13 protein-coding genes, 2 tRNA genes and 3 pseudogenes are annotated in these 17,844 nt (G+C 69.9%); 7 read left to right on the forward strand and 11 right to left on the reverse strand.

Translation table 11 applies throughout. From position 1 onward, the window contains the following. Positions 1–27: 27 nt before the first annotated feature. Positions 28–162, forward strand: coding sequence for a hypothetical protein (locus ACZ59A_RS12260; protein ID WP_470956988.1), 135 nt, complete (start codon positions 28–30; stop codon positions 160–162). A 309-nt stretch (positions 163–471) separates the two neighbouring features. On the opposite strand, the gene ACZ59A_RS12265 is transcribed toward ACZ59A_RS12260, so the two are convergent. The 7 genes and pseudogenes from ACZ59A_RS12265 to ACZ59A_RS12295 form a co-directional block, all read right to left on the reverse strand. Further along, positions 472–609, reverse strand: coding sequence for a hypothetical protein (locus tag ACZ59A_RS12265; RefSeq protein ID WP_470956991.1), 138 nt, complete (start codon positions 607–609; stop codon positions 472–474). Between the two features lie 68 nt (positions 610–677). Continuing rightward, a pseudogene (locus tag ACZ59A_RS12270) lies at positions 678–767 on the reverse strand (DNA-binding protein); the annotation flags it as partial. A 14-nt stretch (positions 768–781) separates the two neighbouring features. Beyond that, positions 782–1,045 (reverse strand): CopG family transcriptional regulator, encoded by a 264-nt coding sequence (locus ACZ59A_RS12275; RefSeq protein ID WP_470956993.1) that lies wholly within the window; start codon positions 1,043–1,045, stop codon positions 782–784. A 44-nt stretch (positions 1,046–1,089) separates the two neighbouring features. After that, entirely contained in the window at positions 1,090–2,337 is a 1,248-nt protein-coding gene (locus tag ACZ59A_RS12280; protein WP_470956996.1) for a TIGR02679 family protein, read from the reverse strand. 68 nt (positions 2,338–2,405) lie between these two features. Next, entirely contained in the window at positions 2,406–6,551 is a 4,146-nt protein-coding gene (locus tag ACZ59A_RS12285; RefSeq protein WP_470956998.1) for a TIGR02680 family protein, read from the reverse strand. Continuing rightward, positions 6,548–7,813, reverse strand: coding sequence for a TIGR02678 family protein (locus ACZ59A_RS12290; RefSeq protein ID WP_470957001.1), 1,266 nt, complete (start codon positions 7,811–7,813; stop codon positions 6,548–6,550). Before ACZ59A_RS12290 ends, ACZ59A_RS12285 begins: the two co-directional genes overlap by 4 nt. 9 nt (positions 7,814–7,822) lie before the next feature. Beyond that, positions 7,823–9,412, reverse strand: coding sequence for a TIGR02677 family protein (locus ACZ59A_RS12295; protein ID WP_470957004.1), 1,590 nt, complete (start codon positions 9,410–9,412; stop codon positions 7,823–7,825). A gap of 475 nt (positions 9,413–9,887) precedes the next feature. On the opposite strand from ACZ59A_RS12295, the pseudogene ACZ59A_RS12300 reads away from it, so the two are divergent. Together ACZ59A_RS12300 and ACZ59A_RS12305 are read left to right on the forward strand one after the other, a co-directional pair. After that, positions 9,888–10,045, forward strand: a pseudogene (locus ACZ59A_RS12300) (AAA family ATPase); the annotation flags it as partial. A gap of 226 nt (positions 10,046–10,271) precedes the next feature. Further along, complete coding sequence (locus ACZ59A_RS12305) at positions 10,272–10,904, forward strand: hypothetical protein (RefSeq protein WP_470957007.1); 633 nt, start codon at positions 10,272–10,274, stop codon at positions 10,902–10,904. A 177-nt stretch (positions 10,905–11,081) separates the two neighbouring features. Here the strand turns inward: ACZ59A_RS12305 and ACZ59A_RS12310 are convergent. Beyond that, positions 11,082–11,140, reverse strand: a tRNA-Ser gene (locus ACZ59A_RS12310). Positions 11,141–11,461: 321 nt separating this feature from the next. Between ACZ59A_RS12310 and ACZ59A_RS12315 the strand changes: the two are divergent. Together ACZ59A_RS12315 and ACZ59A_RS12320 are read left to right on the forward strand one after the other, a co-directional pair. Further along, positions 11,462–11,728, forward strand: a pseudogene (locus tag ACZ59A_RS12315) (helix-turn-helix domain-containing protein); the annotation flags it as partial. Positions 11,729–11,870: 142 nt separating this feature from the next. Further along, positions 11,871–12,416: an NUDIX domain-containing protein gene (locus tag ACZ59A_RS12320; RefSeq protein WP_470957008.1), complete on the forward strand. Its 546-nt coding sequence runs from the start codon at positions 11,871–11,873 to the stop codon at positions 12,414–12,416. 5 nt (positions 12,417–12,421) lie between these two features. Here ACZ59A_RS12320 and ACZ59A_RS12325 read toward each other — a convergent pair whose 3' ends face one another. From ACZ59A_RS12325 to ACZ59A_RS12335, 3 genes are all read right to left on the reverse strand, one after another. After that, entirely contained in the window at positions 12,422–14,956 is a 2,535-nt protein-coding gene (locus ACZ59A_RS12325) for a TIR domain-containing protein (protein WP_470957010.1), read from the reverse strand. Next, positions 14,953–15,543, reverse strand: coding sequence for a hypothetical protein (locus tag ACZ59A_RS12330; RefSeq protein ID WP_470957012.1), 591 nt, complete (start codon positions 15,541–15,543; stop codon positions 14,953–14,955). Before ACZ59A_RS12330 ends, ACZ59A_RS12325 begins: the two co-directional genes overlap by 4 nt. A 512-nt stretch (positions 15,544–16,055) precedes the next feature. Continuing rightward, positions 16,056–16,127, reverse strand: a tRNA-Arg gene (locus ACZ59A_RS12335). 228 nt (positions 16,128–16,355) lie between these two features. Here ACZ59A_RS12335 and ACZ59A_RS12340 point away from each other — a divergent pair. Then, positions 16,356–16,787, forward strand: a complete 432-nt coding sequence (locus ACZ59A_RS12340; RefSeq protein ID WP_470957015.1) for a response regulator — start codon at positions 16,356–16,358, stop codon at positions 16,785–16,787. A gap of 141 nt (positions 16,788–16,928) precedes the next feature. Next, positions 16,929–17,834: an ArgS family protein gene (locus ACZ59A_RS12345; protein WP_470957018.1), complete on the forward strand. Its 906-nt coding sequence runs from the start codon at positions 16,929–16,931 to the stop codon at positions 17,832–17,834. Positions 17,835–17,844 lie beyond the last annotated feature (10 nt).

The raw sequence follows: 17,844 nt of genomic DNA on the forward strand, positions 1-17,844 counted from the left end.
CGATCTCGTCCACCGTAGCCTTCGCCCGTGACAGCGTGTGCCGCGCCGTCCCGTCGCTCAGCGGCCACCGGAGTGCGCCGCTATTCGCTGCCGACATCCGCGACGCGCGTTGTCACCCTGCTCCTGGTCACCCTGGACCACGCCGAGGCCAACCCCGACTGACCCATCCGAACTCCCCGACAGCGAACTCTGGAACGATGACCAGATCTCATCCGACCGCGCCTTGAACGAGTCGAACGCCGCTTCCCCGGCCGTTGAACTTCCCCTCCAACAGTTGCGCCTGCCTGCGCCAACTACGGAGCTATCCTTACAACTCCGCGAAATCAGCGCAATCGAGAATCGCCGCGCTGTGACGCAGACGTGACAGGGACAGCTGGACGGTTGATTCTGGGGTACCCCACGAAGCGCTGACTGCCCCGCACCATGGTTGCTGGCCGAGCAGGTCTGAGCGGGCATCAGGCCGTACACCCGTTAAAGGAGGCGACGGGCGGACGCCGAGGCGGCCCGTCGTACGGCGGCGTCCGCCACGGTGCCGCCATCGCCTCCCACCGTGGCGGTGAAGCGGGCGGCGAATTCATCCTCGTCCCGGCTCAGCACCCAGTTGTCCACGGCCGTGGTCAGTACGGTTCGCTGAGCGCGGCGGCGTACTCGGCGAGGAGTCCGACGTATGCGCGCCGTCAGATCTTGATGACGGTGACGTGTCCGCCGCACAGTGCCGTGCTGTCCTCGGGGTCGGAGGTGAGCACTGTGGCGGGTCCGGGTACGGCAGCGGGTGATCGCATCACGCCGCGTCCGCTCCGTCGGGTGTCTGCTGCTTACGGGCCTGCTGGAGTTGGTCCCGGAGCGCTTGGACCTCCTCGTCGGTGATCGGTCCGTGTTCGGCCTCGGCGACCGTGATGAGCTCGTTGAGGTTGTCGCGCTCGATCTGGCGGGCCACGGCCGCGGCGACGTATGCGGACAGGCCGGACGGCCCGCTGCGAGCGCGAGCGGCTTCGGCGATGTCCCGTGGCATCGTGATCGAGCACTTCTGGGCGGGCTCGGACATGCTCCTTACGCTGCTACGCATACTCCCCGTGTTCCCGTGAGTTGTCAGGGCGCGAGGTCGGCCAGGAGATCGTCGAGGACGGTTTCCTCCTCGACGCGTACGCCGAGTTCGCCGAGGGCGGCCCGCAGGTCCGGGTCCCAGGGAGCGGAGGCAGGCGTGCCCGTCAGGGATGGTGCCATGGGGCTTCTGCCGGCGGCGGCGCGGTAGTCGACGGTGGTGTAGCGCCAGGGGCGCCAGGGCACGCGCTGCAGCAAGGCGGCGGCGATGCGTATGCCGCCCCAGTCGAAGTCGCCGTGGTAGAGCAGCTTTGCCCGGTGGGAGTGCAGGTGGCGCAGCAGGGTGAGGGCGGCGGCCGAGGGCTGGCCCTGGAGACAGATCAGGGGTGGGCAGGCCGGGCCGTAGGTGTCGGCCGCGGTGGCGAGCACGGTCGGGTTCTCGCAGATGTGCACCGCGGGGGGCGCCTCGCGGGGAGGGGTGCGGGTGAGCTGGCGCAGGGTGAGCACGGCGGGTTCCCCGGTGCCGGTGGCCCAGTCCAGCGCGGGTGTGCCGCGTAGGCCCAGGGTCAGGACGGTGGAGGACAGGGCGTCTTTGAGGAGGCCCGCGGAGGCCCATGCTTCGCGGCGCCACTCGGCTCCGGTGCCGTCGGGGAAGCCGGTCAGGGCGCGGATGCCGGAGTGGACGAGGGTGGCGAGCGGGGCGCCGTCGTCGAGGGCGTGGGCATCGCCGAGAGTGCGGGCGGCGAAGGCCGGGAGGGAGACGGCCGGATCCGTGGGCAGGCTCCGCAGCGCCGTCGCGGTGGAGGCGAGAAGGGCCCGGGCGGTCTCCGGGGTGCGGGCGAGGCGGCGGACGAGGCCGCTCACACGTATGTGCTCGCCCCAGTCGGTCAGTTCGGGCCGCTCGGAGCACAGGCCGGTGAGCGGGGTGTACGCGTCGTGCCAGGCGTCCGCCTCCCGCTGGCGTGCGTCGCTGAGGAGGGTGACGGGTCCGGTGAGGGCGATGATGGCGGTGGCGAGGCCGTCGGGGCTGACGCCGGAGCGGCGCAGGATGGTGTCGACGGCGTCGAGCCGGATGCTCAGCGAGCGCCCGCCACCGGGGGTTCGGCCCAGCAGGCGCTCGGCGGCGGCCCGTTCGCCGTCGGTGGGCGCGGCCAGGATGACCGGGCCGGTGAGTGGCTCGGCGCGTTCCATGCGGCGGCGTATCCGGTCCAGCAGCCAGGCACAGCCCGGATCGCCGAGGAGACGGGTGAGGCGGTTGTGGTCGACGCGCCCGATGGGGGCGTCGGGTGTGCTCATGTGAGTGTCTTCCCCTTTTCTCGCCATGGGCGGCCCTTTCCTCTCCACGGTCGGTCCTGGGTCACTTCTCAGGCCCACAGGGCGTCCTGGCCGGGTGCGGGATTCTCGGTGGGGGTGGACCCAGGCTCCCCGGGGGAGTGTGCCGGTGCGGGGACCGTCGCCATGCGGCGGTCGGGTTCGGGGGCCCGTGCCCGCTCGGCGCCGTCCCACTGCCAGCGGGTCACCAGGACCGCGGCGATGTCGTCGACGCGGGAGAGCTGCGCGATGGCGATGCCGGGTACTTGCGGGTAGCAGGCCCATTCACGCTCGCTGGTCATCACCACGTCCAGGTCGAAGGCGTGGAGCAGGCCCAGGCACTTGGCGCGGGAGTCGTCGTCGACGCCGGCGAAGGCTTCGTCCAGGGTGACCAGGCGCGGGGCGTGTGGAGCGGCGGTGGCGTAGTGAGCGGAGGCGGCGGCGAACAGGGGTACGGAGACGGCCAGGACGCGTTCGCCGCCGGAGGCAGGCCCGGTGGCGGGCACCCAGGCGCCGTGCTGGTGGCGTTCGATGCCGAATTCGTGCCAGGCGCGGTAGTCGAGCGCGGTGGTGAGCACTTCCAGCCAGCTGCCTGTGGCGTTCTCGGCCTGCGCGCGGGCGATCTGGGCTTGCAGGAACTCGCCGACCGCCGCCCGGTCCTCGGCCGCCCAGGCGTCGGCGGACTGGCGCAGCCGCGCCCGCGCCTGTGCCAGTCCGACCGGTGCCTTCCGGGAGGGACGCCACATCAGGCGCAGCTTCATGCCGGTGGAGGTGGGCCGCTGCTCAAGTTCGGTGTTCATGGCGTGTACCTGGCGCTCAGCAGTGTTGATCAGCTCCTGCAGGGTGCCGGCGACCTCGGTCAGCAGGTGGGTTTCCAGGATTTCGCGTTCGTGCGCCGACAATATGCGGGTCAGCTCCTGGACCTCGGTGGCCAGGGCCTCGGCCAGTTCGGGCACGGCCCGCCCGTGGCCCTGGTAGACGAGGTCGACGATCATCCCGTCCTCGGTCATGCGCGCCGTGGCGCTGTGGCCGCCCCGGGAGAGGACGTCCTGGAGCTTCTTGTACTCCTCGCTGAGCCGCTTCTGCACGCGTTCCCAGGCGCCCTCGGAGTCGTCCGTACCGGACAGTGCCGCCTCGATCGCCCGGGCGAGGGCGATCGCCGGGGTGGCGGCCCAGGATCCGCCGTCCAGCGGCGGTACGGGAGCCTCAGGCAGGGCGACGGTCAGCAGACCGGTGGCCGTGAACCGCTGGAGCGCGGCGATGGCCTCGGCGCGTGTGGCCGCCGCTTCATGGACGTCCTTGTCCAGCTGCTCGATACGGCCCTCGGCACGACCAGCGCGGCGGTCTGCGGCGGAGTACTCGTGACGGGCCTGCTTCTGGTCCCGCTCGCAACGCTCGAGAGCACCCGCGGTTTCGGCCAGACGGTGCTCCAGTTCGGCGACGGCCGCGCCGACGGTCGAGCGGAGAGTGGTGTGGTGTTCGTCCGCGGCGGCGGCGAGCCGGGCCGCCTCGGCCATACGCTGGTCCAGTTCGGCCACCCGCTCCCCGGTCCGGCCGGCTTCCGCCTGCTCGTCGGCGACACTGCGTCGCGCCTCGACCCGGTCGCGCAGGGCCGGCCACAGGGCGGCGAGGGCGGCCGTATGGTCGGCCAGGGCCTGGCGGACGGCCGTGAGAGCCGGTCGATCGGCGGGCAGGTTCACGGCGTCGGCCGTCTCGGTCAGTGCGGTGGCCGCTTCGGCCTCGCGGCGGGCCGCCTCGGTGAGTTCGGCCGCGCGTTCCTCCTGGCGGGTGTGGGACCGGTGGGCGGCGTCCGCCGCTGCGGCGGCCACCGCGTGGGCGTGGCGCAGGGGGGCGTCGTCGGGGACAGCGGCCAGTTCGGCGTCCAGGGTGCGCCGGCGTGCGGCCACCGTGGCGCGTTCGGCTTCATGGCGTGCCGTGTCGGCGGCCAGGGCGTCCAGTTCGCCGCGCAGGGTGGCGATCCGGGCGCGGCGTGCTTCCTCGCGAGCGCCTTCACCCACGTACACGGCCGCTTCCTTCGACCAGCTGCCGGTCAGCGCGCCGATGCGGAAGTGACCGTCCGCCGCCACCCATGTGCCGGGCGCACCGGTATCCCCGAGACCGATGGCCGCCAGGAGGGCGGACACGGCCGGTTCACCGACCTGCGTGGCCCGGGGATCGCCGTGGTCGACGGCGGGCCGCAGCGCGTCGGCGAGCACGGAGCCGGCCCGCGACGCATGCGAAGGCAGCGGGGACAGCAGCACGTCGTGCCCGCCCGCCTCCAGCATGGTGCCGTCCGGACACACCCACGCGTCCAGGAGCCCGGACGCCTCCAACGCGGCCTCCAGCCCCGCCCGTTCGTCCGGAGTGACGTGGTCGTGGAAGTCGACCAGCCTCCACAGAGGCGCACCGGGAGTCCGGTCGCGCAGGCCCGGGGTACGGGTGCGGGGTGCCTCCGGTCCGCGCTGGCCACCGGCCTCCAGCTCCGCCAGCTCCCTTTTCGCCGCGGTGCACCGCTCGGCCAGTTCGGCCAGCCGCTGGCCGAGTGCGGCGGCCTGGTCGGCCAGGTCCGCGGCCTGCCCGCGGTGGGCTGCCGCGGCCTGCTCCCGGGCGGGGCTGGGGCCGTGCAGATGCGTGCCCCAGTCGTGCAGAGCGTCCAGGAGCCCCGCCGGGTCGGGAAGGTCCAGTTCCGTGCACTGGTCGAGGTGTTCGCGTACGGCACCCACCAGGTCCTGGCCAGCCTGTGTGGCGGATGCCTCCGCCTGGGCCTGGCGTTCGGCGGTGTGGGCGGCCTCGGTCTGGGCCTCGTCCAGCCGGCGAGCGGCGGCCCGCCGTTCGCCGGCGGCCTGCTCGGCCCCCGCGGCCAGCTCCTCCACGTGGTCGAGGGTGCGCCTCCGGCGTGCCACCGACTCCTCGGCCGCGTGGCGCAGTTCTGCCTCCGGGACCGCGTCGTGGGGCCCCAGCACGTCGTCGATCCGGGCCGCCCGGGCCGTCTCCCCTGCCTGGCGCAGTGTGCTCTCGACCCGCTGCTCGGCCGCTGCCAGCCGTCCTTCGGCGCCCGTCAGGCGGTCGAGGGCGCGAGAGTTCACCTGGGCGGCCTGGTCCCGGTCCGTTTCCGCTCGGGCCCGTTCGTCGGCGGTGCGCCGCGCATCGGCCGCCGCCTGCTCCAGCTCCCGGGCGCTGCGCATCTCCGGACCCGCGCGCAGCGCGGCATCCTGGGCCGTCAGCCGCACGGCCGTCTCCTCCAGCTGGGCGATCCGCTCCGCGGCCTCCGCCCGTTGCCCCTCGGCATCCTCCCGCTCGGTCCGCGCCTGGGACAGGTCGCGGTGCAGCTGTTCGTAGCGGGCGTGTTCGCTGCGCGGCAGCCGGGCCCGTCGGCGGGTAGCCACGCGGGCGTAGCGGCGGTAGTGGTCGAGGAAGGCGGAAGCGGCCCGTTCGGCCTCACCGGCCGCCCGCAGTTCCTCCTTCTCCTCGTCCAGGGAGCGGAACGCCTCGGCCACATCGGCGATCACCGCCTGGTCCATGGGCGGCAGCGCCTCGGTCAGCGCGCGGGACAGCGCCGTCTCATTGGGGCGCTTGGACAGCTGGGGCTGGCGCAGCTGGATGAGCAGGTCGACCAGGGCGGCGTAGCGCCGCTCGCCGAGCCCGAACAGCGCCTCGTCAACCGCCCTGCGGTACGCCTTCGCCTGGTCGTGGACCATACCGCGTCCGGCGACGGCCTCGGCCAGGCGATCCCGCGACAGCGCGGTGCCGGTGGCGTCGAGCAAGCTCAGCTCCTCGCCGACGCGCTGGTCGGTGACCGCGTACCAGTGGCGGGCGATGCCGCGGCCCGTTACCGCTTTCAGCCCGCACAGCAGCGTGCGGAAGTGGGCCCGGCCCGATTCCTGGTCACGGCGGCCGAATTCGATCCAGGTGTAGCCGAGCCGCTCCGGGTGCGGGTGCCGGCCGCCGAGCAGCAGGTTCCACTCCATGCGCTTGCCCGGGTCGGCGTCGGGTTCCACCCGACGGGCGGACAGGTCGCCGTCCAGGAGGAAGGGCAGGGTCAGGGCGAGCACCTTGGACTTGCCGGTGCCGTTGTTGCCGCGCAGCAGCAGGCGGCCGTCACGGAACCAGAACTCCTCCGTGTCGTAGTGGAAGAGGTCGACCAGGCCGATGCGCAGCGGTTGCCACCGGCCGGGTGTCGGGTCGGGCAGGGCGGTCACGACTGCGGTGCCTTTCGCTTGGGTGTGCGGGGCGTGCGAGGAGCACGGGGTGTGCGGGAGGACACCTGTCCCGGTTCCGCCACGACGGTCTCGCCGACCGCGTACCGCGCGAGCGCGGGCAGCGGGACGATGCCCTTCGGGGCGGCGGCGGCCAGGCCGAGCGCGGTGAGCCTCTCCAGCGCCTGGCCGACCAGCTCCGCCTCCGCGCCGGGCTGCTTGGCACTCTTCGACCAGAACGCACCGTGTTCGGCGGCCAGCTCCTGAACCTTGCGTTCGAGGTCGGCGCGGCTCACCTCGCCGTCCATGGCCGCCAGGTGTTCGGCGAGCAGCAGGGTGACGTGCCCGTGGGTGCCCTGCTCCGGCATGCGTACGTCGGTCAGATCGTCGTACGGGTCGACCATGGCGATGCCCTCGGCCCGCACCTCGGCGACCAGGCCGGTCAGTTCCGTGATGCGGGCGGTGAGGAAGGCGCGCTGGCGGGTCAGGTAGACGAGTTCCTCGTCGGTCAGCTCCTCGTAGTACAGCACCGGGTCGTCCAGCAGCTTCCGGGTCAGCCGCTGGCGGATCGCGCGGAAACGGAGCTCGTCGCTGTCCAGCGCGCTCTCGGCGGTCAGCTCGGCCAGTCGGTCCTCGAAGTCCTCGGTGATGATCGTCGACGGGCCCCGGCGGGCGGCCAGCAGCCCGGCCAGGACGCGCCGCTGCACGTCGTAGAGCACGTCGCCGCTACCGCTGACGTATGCCTCTTCCTCGCCGGCCACCCGCCGCAGCACCCCATGGCGCAGCAGCAGCCGCACCACCGCCGCCAGATCCAGGCGTTCGTCGCGGCGCTCCATGGTGAACTCCACCCCGGCGGCGGCCAGGTGGGGATCGGCGGCGTCCAGCACCACCTGCTCGGCCAGGCGGCCCAGGGCGATCTGCGCCTCACCCCGCTCCAGCGCGGCCAGCGCCAGACACAGCAGCACATACCGGCGGCGCGTGAACGCGGCGCGGCCACGGGACGCCTCGCGCGCCGGATGGGTGGGATCGGCCAAGGTGCCGGGCGTCCGGGCCAGCCGGGCGGCCTCCGCGTCCACCCGCAGCGACCAGCCGGTGTTGCGGTCGAACCAGTCGCGCAGTTCCGAGGCGTGCTGCCGCACCAGCCGGAACTCGTCCGCGTGCGGGCCCTGCGCCAGCAGCAGCGGCTCCTTCAACAGCGTCCGGGCCGCCTTGTGCACCTCGGCCGTTCGCCGGCCGTCCAGCACCTCGCCCAGGGGCGTGGTCATGGTTCCCCCTCAATCGTCTCGGCCGGTGCGCGGCCGTCCCGCGCGGCCGGGCCGGGTGAGGTCGGTGATCTCGATCAGGTGGTCGGGGCCGCGGAAGGTCCCGCCCGGCGTACGGATCTCGGCCGTCGTCCCGTCGGCGAGGGCCGTCAGCCGGATCTCCATCGAGCCGTCGTTGCTGGTCGCCACCGTGTTCGTCATACCGGGGCGCCACGTGGCCAGGGCATCGCCGAGCAGCTGCAAGAACAGCCCGAAGGCCACCGGGTCCAGTTCTCCCACCGCGGACAACCGTATGGTGTCGTCCGTCGCGAGCCGGGCACGGGCGGCGGCGATCTCCTCCGCCTGCCTGGCGGCGATCTCGGCGAGCCGGTGTCGCTGCTCGGAGCGGTCCTGCACCCGGCGGGCCCGCCCGCGGCGTTCGTAGCTTCCGGTACGGCGCAGTTGCGGGCTGATCCGCAGCGGCTCGGCCTCGGCCCACGACGTGGACGCGGGCACCGGGCGGGCCGTGCGCTCGGCCAGGGTATCGGCGTCCACGGTCAGATGACGCGCGGAGTACAGACCGAAGGCGGCGCGCCACAGCCGGTGCCGCGCCTCGTCGTCCGGGGCCTCGGCGAACCAGCGGGCCAGGGTACGGAAGTCCGCGGACCGGTCCGAACGCCCGGCCCGACGCTCGTTCAACTGTCTGACAACCGCGAGGAGTTGCGGGATCGCCCCGAGGGCCCGCCCGCGCAGCAGCCGGGCCTGTGACTCACGGCCGTCCGCGGAGACGAACCAGGCGGTGAGCCCCGACCACTTCGCCGCCCACCGCTCATACGCCTGCTCCTCGGCGCTTTCGGCATCCTCGGGCGCGGCGTCGGCCGCCTCACGGGCCGCCGCCAGCCGCAGCAGCGCACCGGCCCGCCCGTCCTGCTCCAGCTCGCCGATGAGCACCGCGATCCGCCCGCCCAGCGTGATCAGGTCCTGGATGAACCGCTCCAGGTACTGGATCAGCCGGTCCTTGTAGGCGAGGAACACCTCGACCTCCACACCGTGCAGATCCATGGTGCGCTGCAGCGACCCCATGAACGCCCGCGCGTTCTCCGCCAGCGCCTCGAACCGGCCCGTCAGCGCCGACAGTGCCAGATGCGCCTTCGCCGCGTCCGGCCCGCCCTCCTCCCGCTCAGCCGCGATCACCAGAAGGGCCCGGAGCTGCGTGACGATGTCGTGCAGCGCCACCGCCTGTAGCGCACCGCGCCGCCCCAGCGCCTCGTCGTACACCGACAACGCCTGCTCGGCGGCTTCCCCGGCCTGCGTGAGCTGGTAGATGAACCGCTTGCGGTAGAAGTCCTCGACCGCGGTGACCCGGGAGGTGTCCGGATCCGCCCGCAGATTGCCCCACTCCACGAGGCTGTCCAGGGCCTTCACCACCGCGTCCGGATCCGTCGGCCGGTGCTCCGGCGGCAGCGCGGCGTGCACGTCCTCGGGCCGCAGATGCACCGCGAACCGCTCCTTCGCCGCGAGGAACGCACACATCACCTGACGGTACAAAGCCGCGTTCGGCACGGTCAGATGGATGAACGGCGCGTGCTCGCTGCCGCGCGGACCGGAAGCTGGTGACGTCATCGTCCCGGCATTCTTCCCGACACGTACAGCGGGACGGAAATCCCCGCCGCGGGGCTTGACAGGACGCCCCGCCGCTTACGCGTCACACTCCGCTTGCGCAGAGCGACCGATCGCTTGCAGACCACACCGACCTCCCACCGAGAGCGCAATGACGCGACGTTCCGCCTCCGCAGCCGGCGTCGCCGCCAGGAACATCGCCGGCCAGGAAGAAAACGGTACGGCGCACCACTGACAGACCCGGCGAACGCAGCGCGACTGCCGCCGCGCGTGGGGGTGAGAACACGTCTTGCCCACGTCCCCGGCCAGATCTTGATAACGGTGACCAGGCTGCCGCGCAGTGTGGCAGGGCGACCACCAGCAAACGTGCCGTCGTGCGTATCGCCTCCTTGGTGTCGGCCGACGATCATGTGCGGCGAAGGCTGATCTGTTGCGGGATCTGTCTTTGCCGCGACCGCGTACCGGATAGGTTCATCCCATGCCCAGCCGTCTCCTCGAACTCCACGTCGAGAACTTCCGAAGCCTGCGCGACGTGACCATCCCGCTCGGTCCGCTGACCGTGCTGGTGGGGCCGAACGGCGTGGGCAAATCGAACGTGTGAAGGTTTTCGACTTCCTTGCCGACATCATTCGCACGGCCCCCGCTGTCGGACGCGTCTCCTGAAGCTCGATCCGGGCGTGGACCGATCGACGCCGAGAGCACGACCGGCGGCCTGAAGCAGCGCGACGACGGCGAGGCGCGGGTCGAGAGCCCCGGAGCGATCCGGGGCTTTCGTCATGCTGAGACGGCAGGCGCCGGACCTTCCGGAGGTGGCGGGAACGCCCGTTGCTGAGGGTAGGCCGACCTGCGGATCATGTCGTGTGTGCCGAACTGGACTGATCTCATAAGCCAAGCGCTCAGCGCCTTACTGGGGACCGTCGTCGGCGGCGCCATCACGGTATTTGTTGCTCGCTGGCAGACTGCCAAGACGATCAACGCACAGACTCAACTTGCAGCTGACCAGCATGCCGCCAGCGTTCAACTGGCGCGGGCCGAGAGGGAGCGGGAGAACTCGGCGGCGGCAGCCAAGCAGCTTCTTGAACGCTTGGCCGATCTCTATGCCTGGTTGCCCTCACTGCCAGACGTAGCTCTTGAAAATCCCAGGCTGAGTGAACATGCGCGGGTGCGATGCGCTGACGCGGTGGAATCTGTCCGGCGTGCGATGTTCACCGAGCTATTCTCGATCACGGACGCCGAGATGCGTGAGCGGTATCGAGCATTGGTACGTCTCGTCTACGACGCAGGCTGGCGCGGGGCAGGAGGCCAGCGTCCTGAACGGCTGATCCGCGATGTGCGCAACTACCTGCGTTACGTGCAGGTGTCTCTCGGGTGCGTCATAGACGGCGAGTCTCTGCCCATCCACGAAGAGCCTCCGATTCTCGACCGAGACTCACCTGCTGTCTGGTTGCCGTCCAGTTCTTCGGTGATCTGGAGCGATCCGGCCGACGGCAGCTGAAGAAGGAGACGGCGCTCAAAGTGCATGTGGCCTGTGTATTTGGCCTTCAAGATCATTACGTGGTCATTGCGTGATCACTGTCATGAGGCTGATTTCGGCGGCGTCCGGCCGCGTATACGCGAAGACCCCGCATCCAGCGTTGCGGCTGATGTCGGGGTCTGCTGGCACCTTTCGAGGTGCCCCCGGCAGGATTCGAACCTGCGCACACGGCTCCGGAGGCCGCTTCGGTCCCTGGCGTATGCACAGGTCAGCGCTACCCCGCAGCGCGGTGGGTCGGAACTCGTCCACAGATAGTCCACGATCTCTGGCTGCGGACGAGTTTGACGACAAGATCAGCTGTCAGCGGTCATGTGTTGGGTGCGCCTAAAGAGGTAGAAGCCAACGGTTTGCCCCTTGAGCGCGACGTTCTGGCCAGAGGACATGAACTTGTCGCGGCTCTGCTGCCCCTGCTCTCGGCGTCGATCGAACTCTGACCCTTTGACGGCGTGTCAATACTGACCCATTTGTGGATCTTCATCTGATTCTTGGCCTTGGTGATCAAGGTCAGGAGGGAAGGGGTGATCCTCGTGGAAGACTGGGCAGAGATCCGTCGTCTGCACCGGGCGGAGGAGATGCCGATCCGGGCGATCGCGCGGCATCTGGGCATCTCGAAGAACACGGTCAGGCGGGCCCTGGCCAGTGACCGGCCGCCGAAGTACGAGCGGCCGGCGAAGGGCTCGGCGGTGGACGCGGTCGAGGTGCAGATCCGCGAACTGCTGCGGGAGACGCCGACGATGCCCGCGACGCGGATGTGGCGTTTGCACAGGTGGTCGCGGATGGCGCGGGAGGAGGACGCCTTGTCGGTCAGGACCATGCCCGGTCTGGTGCGGGGTCATCCACGGTGTTGGGGAACCCGCCCGAGCGCCGCGGCACGTACCATCGCAGCACGCTGACGCCGAACTGGTGAACCCCGGCAGGACTTCCACCATGACCGAACGACGAGGACCATGGACCCGCCACGGCCGGATGCCACTGTGCACGACACCATGCCTCACCGCCTACCGGGACGAGGTCACGCTTCCGCACGGAGAGCGAGGCATCTACGACTGGGTGCAGGTGCCGGATCAGGTGCGGGTGGCCGCGTTGGTCGACGGGGCGCTTCTCGTCGTCGAGCAGTACCATTACCTCGCGGGACCGATGTGGCAACTGCCAGGCGGGTCCGTGGATCCGGTGGACCGCGGCAGTCGCGCAGCGGCCCAGCGGGAACTGGCCGAGGAGACCGGCTACCGCGACGGACGGTGGGGCGACAAGGGCTCGCTCCACGCCCTGCCCGGGCTCACGCCCGCCCGCGTCCACCTGTGGAGCACGATCGACCCCACGCCGTCCCGTGCCGCACCGGAACCCGCAGAGGCAGACCTGGTGATCCGCCTCATTTCCCTGGATGAGGCGGTGTTCGCGGTACGGGACGGGCGCCTGCGGTGTGCGGCCAGTGCTGCCCTGGTGATGATGCTGGCCCTGGAACGGAGTCCGTGAACCCGTCAGCCCAGGTCGCCCCGCGCGTCTAGGTCGAAGTCCTCCTCACGGCCGGCGAGCCGGTCCTCGCACCGCTTCAGCTCCGCCTTGAGATCGGCGCGCCGCTGCGGGGCGAGCGCGGTCCGTTCGAGCATTCCCCGCAGGGCGTCCCGCCGGATCAGGAGGTGGACGGGACGCTCGGGGCTGATGAACTGCTCCGTGTATGCGTACGCGGTCTGGTAGTCCTGCTGGGCAATGCTCAGCCGGGCCCTGAGGCCGGTCCGAATGTCACGGCGCTGCCTGCTGAACTTGCGGTCGAGTTGGTCCAAGGCTGTGCTTGCCTCGTCGACGCGTGAGGTGCGCAGCGCACAGAGCACGTAGTTGGCCAGCACCTCGAAGCGTACGTTGTCGGACTTCTCCACTGCCTTCTGGGCGAATTCATAGGCAGTTCCCACGTTGCCGCAGAGGTACTCCACGCGTGACGCGCGGTGGCTGACCATCTCGGCGCGATCGATGTCCGCCAGGCGCACGAGTAGCGAGAGTGCCGTGTCCCGGTCGCCCAACTTGCAGGCGATCTGGATCTTCAGGTCTACGACGTAACGGTTGTCGGGCTGCTTCTCCTCCGCTCGCGAGATGTGTTCGTTGGCCCGGGGCAGATCGCCCAGACGAAGACAGCAGTCGGCCATCTCGCGGTGAATCGCCATACCACCGCGGCCGCTGTCGAGTGCCTTCTGGTAGTGGTTCAGGGCCTCTCGGTGCTCGCCCCTGTGCCTCTCCAAAAAGCCCATGAGGAAGAACGCGTCGCGCACCTGACCACGCTTCTTGAGCTCTGCGATGTGTTTGTCCGCCTCCGCGAACTCGCCGAGCTTCACATGGGCGCGAATGAGCGTCGTCCGGGCCTGGTGGATGCTGGGATCGGCGTCGAGCGCGTCGGTCGCCATGTCGGCGGAGCGCTGGTACTCCTGCTCGTGGTAGTAGTGCTCGGCCAGCTTCACTCGGTCGGTGAGCAGGGCGTACGCCCGGGGAGTGGACTGCTGCCCGGCCTTGTCCATGGCGCGGAACAGGGTGCGTTGCAGGGCCAAGTAGTCGGTTCCGTCTTCGGACCGGGCCAGGAACTCGTCGAGTTTGCTCGCGACCGCACCGTACTCGGCCTTACTGCAAGCACCGAACTCGCGGCGGATCGCGTCCACGGCGGGCCCGGACACTTCGTACCAGCCGCCGGCGGTCGGGACGATCAGAGAGACGTCGATGAGATGGATCAAGGCCTTCTCAACACCGTCGTCCGAGGTACTGGTTGTCTCTTGCAGGACGGACAGCGGAAGCGGGCTGTTCGCCGCCATGACTCGGAGGATCTTCTGCTCCAGGTTGCTGAACTTGTTCTGTTTGAGATAGGTGGTGAGCGGCGACGCGCCGAAATCCGAGAGCATCCGGCCGCGGATCCCGAGGTCGGGCCCGTAGGCCGTGATCAGTTCGAGCGCGTACATGACCGAGGGCGGATAGCCGCGGACCGCTGTGGTGATCTCCTTGACGGCCGCGGGGGCCAAGGTGATCTGGTGGGCCTTCGCCATGAGGCCGACGAGACGGCTGATGTCTGCATCTTCCAGGGGCCGGAGATGGACCACGCCGAGCGGGCGCATTCCTCGTGCGATGAAGTGATCCGGCGAGGGCCGCCTGTTCGTGAGCAACGCGGTGACGATGTCCGGGTACTGGCTCAGCGACTCGATCAGGTCGAGGATGTACGGCGCGATGTCACCGTCGTTGTCCAGGAGCCCACCCTCGTCATGGAGCACGGGCATCTGGTGGTACTGGCAGATCTCCTGGAACTTGGCCAGCGCATGTGCAAGGGCCTGCGCGTCACTGAGCGCGGTGATCTCTCTGGTCCGCTGCAGGGACTCTTCGGGGGTCTCCGAGGGATCGACCAGCGCGGAGAGCTTTGCGGCCAGGGACTGCACCGTGTCGCCGGGTTCCACGTCGATGACCAGGAGGGTCTCCAGGTCCAGCGACTCGCGGACCATCTTGGTCAACGTGGCGCGTCGGCCTATGCGGGGAAGCCCTGTCACGCAGGCGACCTGGCTCTCCGCTCCCGGTTCCGGCGCGGAGTACACGTCCTGAAGTGCCGCGATCTCGGCGGCCCGGCCGACGAAGCGGGGGCTCTGGCCCTGACGCACCAGATCGTCGATGAGGGTTCTGATCCCGCGTGCGGCAGGCTTCGCCGCGATCGTCGTGATGTGCTTGGTGCGGTTCAACCACTCCGGCAGATCCTCGGGCGCGATGTCCGGGTCCAGGCGGACCACCAGGACGTTCTTGATCCGCCCCATCGCTGTCTGGAAGCGTGCCTCACGGATCTCGTGTGCCACCCAGGGGGAGGCCAGGGCGGCCTTACTGAGGAAGAAGACGAAAGCCGCTGATTCCTTGAGGGCCTCGTCGATGGAGCCAAGGATGTCGCCGCCAGCGTGGAACGACCGGTAGTCGATCGTGGCAAAGGCGCGGCCGACCTCGGACGCTACTTCTCGTACGAAGGCGGCGTCCTGGGTCGAGTAGGAGAAGAACGCCTTGATCACGGAACGGCCGGTCCTCTCGGGGCGGGCGGCTGGGACGAGACGGACGCTCGCGGAGCCTGGGCTGGAACGACCTCCGAGGTCCCGATCAGATCCGCGGCCCCTGCGACGTTACCCAGCACCTGGGCCAGTTCCAGGAGAACCAGACGCAGCGAGTCGAGATCGGCTCGTAGAGCGCCGATCTCCTGCCAGGTGTTCTCGTGCTCGATGGCGGAACGGCCGGCCGGGGCGGAGTTCTCCCAGGCCGTGAGCCGCGGATGCCACTTGCTGAGGACGGGCCGCACCGCCCTGTTCAGCACGGTTACGGCGAGGATCCCGAACGACACCTCGTTACGCGCCCCGGGTGGCGCGACGTCGGGGCCGTACCGTTTGAGGATGTCGCGGACCGTTGCGAAGAGGACGTACATGGAGGTCAACGCCTCACGTGCCGAACCTTCGTCCTCACGCAACGGGGCGACGGAAACCCGCGTTACCAACTCCACGTAGAGCTCCCAGGCAGCCCTCTGCTCGGCGTCGTCGGGCTCCCACTCACCACCAATCTCCCCCAGGAATGGAATGGTGATCTTGACGTTCAGACGCTTTGGCCGCATGTGTCCCCCTGTGCCCCCTGCACGTGTCGATCCGTCAGATGGTAGATCAGTCACGGGAGCACCGGAGGCCGGATTCAGAGAGGGGGGGAGGGACTGCTTCCCCGAGTGCTGACCATGGCAGTGGTGAGGCAAGGCGGTAAGGGTGTGTGACTTCAACGCGTCGCTTCAGGTCGTCACCGGGACCTGGCACGCCACAACCCCTCAAGTTACTTCTCTTCTCTGGCATCCGTGCGGATGATCGCAACCGTGGCCTTTAACCTCCAGCGGCCGTGGCGTTCGTTTGCCGATCTAGCCACCTTGGATGGTGCGCGGGACTGAGCGGCGAGCGCGTAAGAAGAGCGCCGAACCGCTGTCCGTCCATTTACCTGCGGCGATGCCCCAAGATCCCGTCCACAGCTCGTCCACGGACCCCGACATACAGCCGCTTCGAGCGGCATACGCCTGCACAAACACGAAGACCCCGGCCTCAGCGTTTCCGCTGGTGACGGGGTCTCTGGGCACCTCATACAGGGTGCCCCCGGCAGGATTCGAACCTGCGCACACGGCTCCGGAGGCCGTTGCTCTATCCCCTGAGCTACGGGGGCTTGCCTGTCGCTGCTGTCTCGCGGCGACGGGTAGAACACTACCAGTTCGCCGGGGGTGGTCATGAACGCTTATCGGGAGAGAGGCGGGGGAGGGGACGGGCGGGAGCGGAGGGGGGTATACCGCATGTGGAGGGTGGGGCGCAGGGGAGTGGGGGAAAGGTCCCTCGCACGTGGCGGAAGTGGGCAAAACGCGGACGCGGGGGCGGGGGCGCGCCTACTCTTCGGGGTGTGCCTGGCTTGTCCGGCCGGGTCCTTGTCGTCGACGACAACAAGGTCATCCGGCAGCTGATCAGGGTCAACCTCGAGCTGGAGGGCTTCGAGGTCGTGACCGCGGCCGATGGTGCCGAGTGCCTGGAGATCGTTCACCAGGTGCGGCCCGATGTGATCACTCTCGATGTCGTCATGCCCAGACTGGATGGGCTGCAGACGGCGTCCAGGTTGCGTGCTGATGCTCGGACCCGGCAGGTGCCGGTGGCGATGATCAGTGCGTGTACGCAGGTGGAGGTGGACCGGGGGCGGGTGCTGGGGGTGGATGCCTTTCTGGCGAAACCCTTCGAGCCCGCTGAGCTGGTGAAGCTCGTGGGGCGGCTGATGAAGCGAGGGGCTGCTGGGGCGGCGGCGCCCGGTGATGCTGAGCCGGCTGTGGGGCCCACCGGCTAGCCGAGGTATTGGGTTGGCCGGTGGGCGCCGGTCTGGAAGGTGAGGGGGAGGGGCTCGTCGCGCCCCGGTTGAAGGGGTGCGCACGTCCGAAGGGCGAAACCGGTTCGCGGGGGCACCCCCCTCCTCCCATACGCTTGTGCCGTGACACCCGCCCAGCTCTCCCGCACTGTGCTGCACACCGTGCGTCGCGCCGTCGAGGCCGACGAGCTGTGTGTCGATGTGCCGGAGCGGGTGAAGGTGCAGACCCCGCCGCGGCCCGGGTGCGGGGATTACGCCACGAACGTTGCCTTGCAGCTCGCTCGGGGGCGGGGCCCAGGGGCTGCCGCGGGCATTGCTGAGGTTTTGCGGCGGCGGCTCGTTTCTGCGCCCGGGATCGCGGCCGTGGATATCGCCGGGCCCGGGTTTCTCAACATCACCCTTGATGCGCGCTCGCATGAGCAGATGGTCGGGGTCGTGCTGGAGCAGGGGGATGCTTACGGGCTCGGGGACGGGCTCGCGGGGACCCACGAGTGCTTCGCGCCTGCCCACGAGGTGCGGGCCGCGCTGGTGCTGCATGTGGTCAGGGGGCTTGTTGAAGGGTGTGGGGGGTCCGTCGACGTAGCGGTCGGCGGTGAGGTTATTTCTGTGCGGGATGCTGGGGTCGGGGCCCGTGAGCTGCTTACTCGGCTTGGGGGAGATGCCGCTCGGTGGGGGTTGTTGCGGTCCGCCGCCCATGACGTTCCCGACCTCGACCCGGCGCACCTGCTGGCCCAGCGGGAGGGGAATCCGCTCTTCCGGGTGCGGTATGCGCATGCCCTCGCTCACCGGTCCCGCAACGACGCGGAGGGTGCCGACGACGGCGCGCTGCTCGGGTTGCTCGGCGACTTTCCCCGTACCGTCGAGGCCGCCGCCCGGCACCGGGCGCCCGATCGGCTTGCGCGGCACCTTGTTGCCACTGCTGATGCCTTCCTTCCGGGTACGCGGCGAAAACGTCTTGCCGAGGCCACCCGCGTCGTGCTCGCGAATGGCCTCCGCCTGCTTGGCATCAGCGCCCCGATACGCCTTTGATCAATTGAGA

The organism is Streptomyces sp. NPDC040405 (assembly GCF_055595765.1).

Excerpts from the sequence above, each read along its gene's own strand:
- ACZ59A_RS12275 (WP_470956993.1), bottom strand. The coding sequence starts at position 1,045 with ATGTCCGAGCCCGCCCAGAAGTGCTCGATCACGATGCCACGGGACATC.
- ACZ59A_RS12295 (WP_470957004.1), bottom strand. The coding sequence starts at position 9,412 with ATGACGTCACCAGCTTCCGGTCCGCGCGGCAGCGAGCACGCGCCGTTC.
- ACZ59A_RS12320 (WP_470957008.1), top strand. The coding sequence starts at position 11,871 with ATGACCGAACGACGAGGACCATGGACCCGCCACGGCCGGATGCCACTG.
- ACZ59A_RS12330 (WP_470957012.1), bottom strand. The coding sequence starts at position 15,543 with ATGCGGCCAAAGCGTCTGAACGTCAAGATCACCATTCCATTCCTGGGG.
- ACZ59A_RS12290 (WP_470957001.1), bottom strand. The coding sequence starts at position 7,813 with ATGACCACGCCCCTGGGCGAGGTGCTGGACGGCCGGCGAACGGCCGAG.
- ACZ59A_RS12280 (WP_470956996.1), bottom strand. The coding sequence starts at position 2,337 with ATGAGCACACCCGACGCCCCCATCGGGCGCGTCGACCACAACCGCCTC.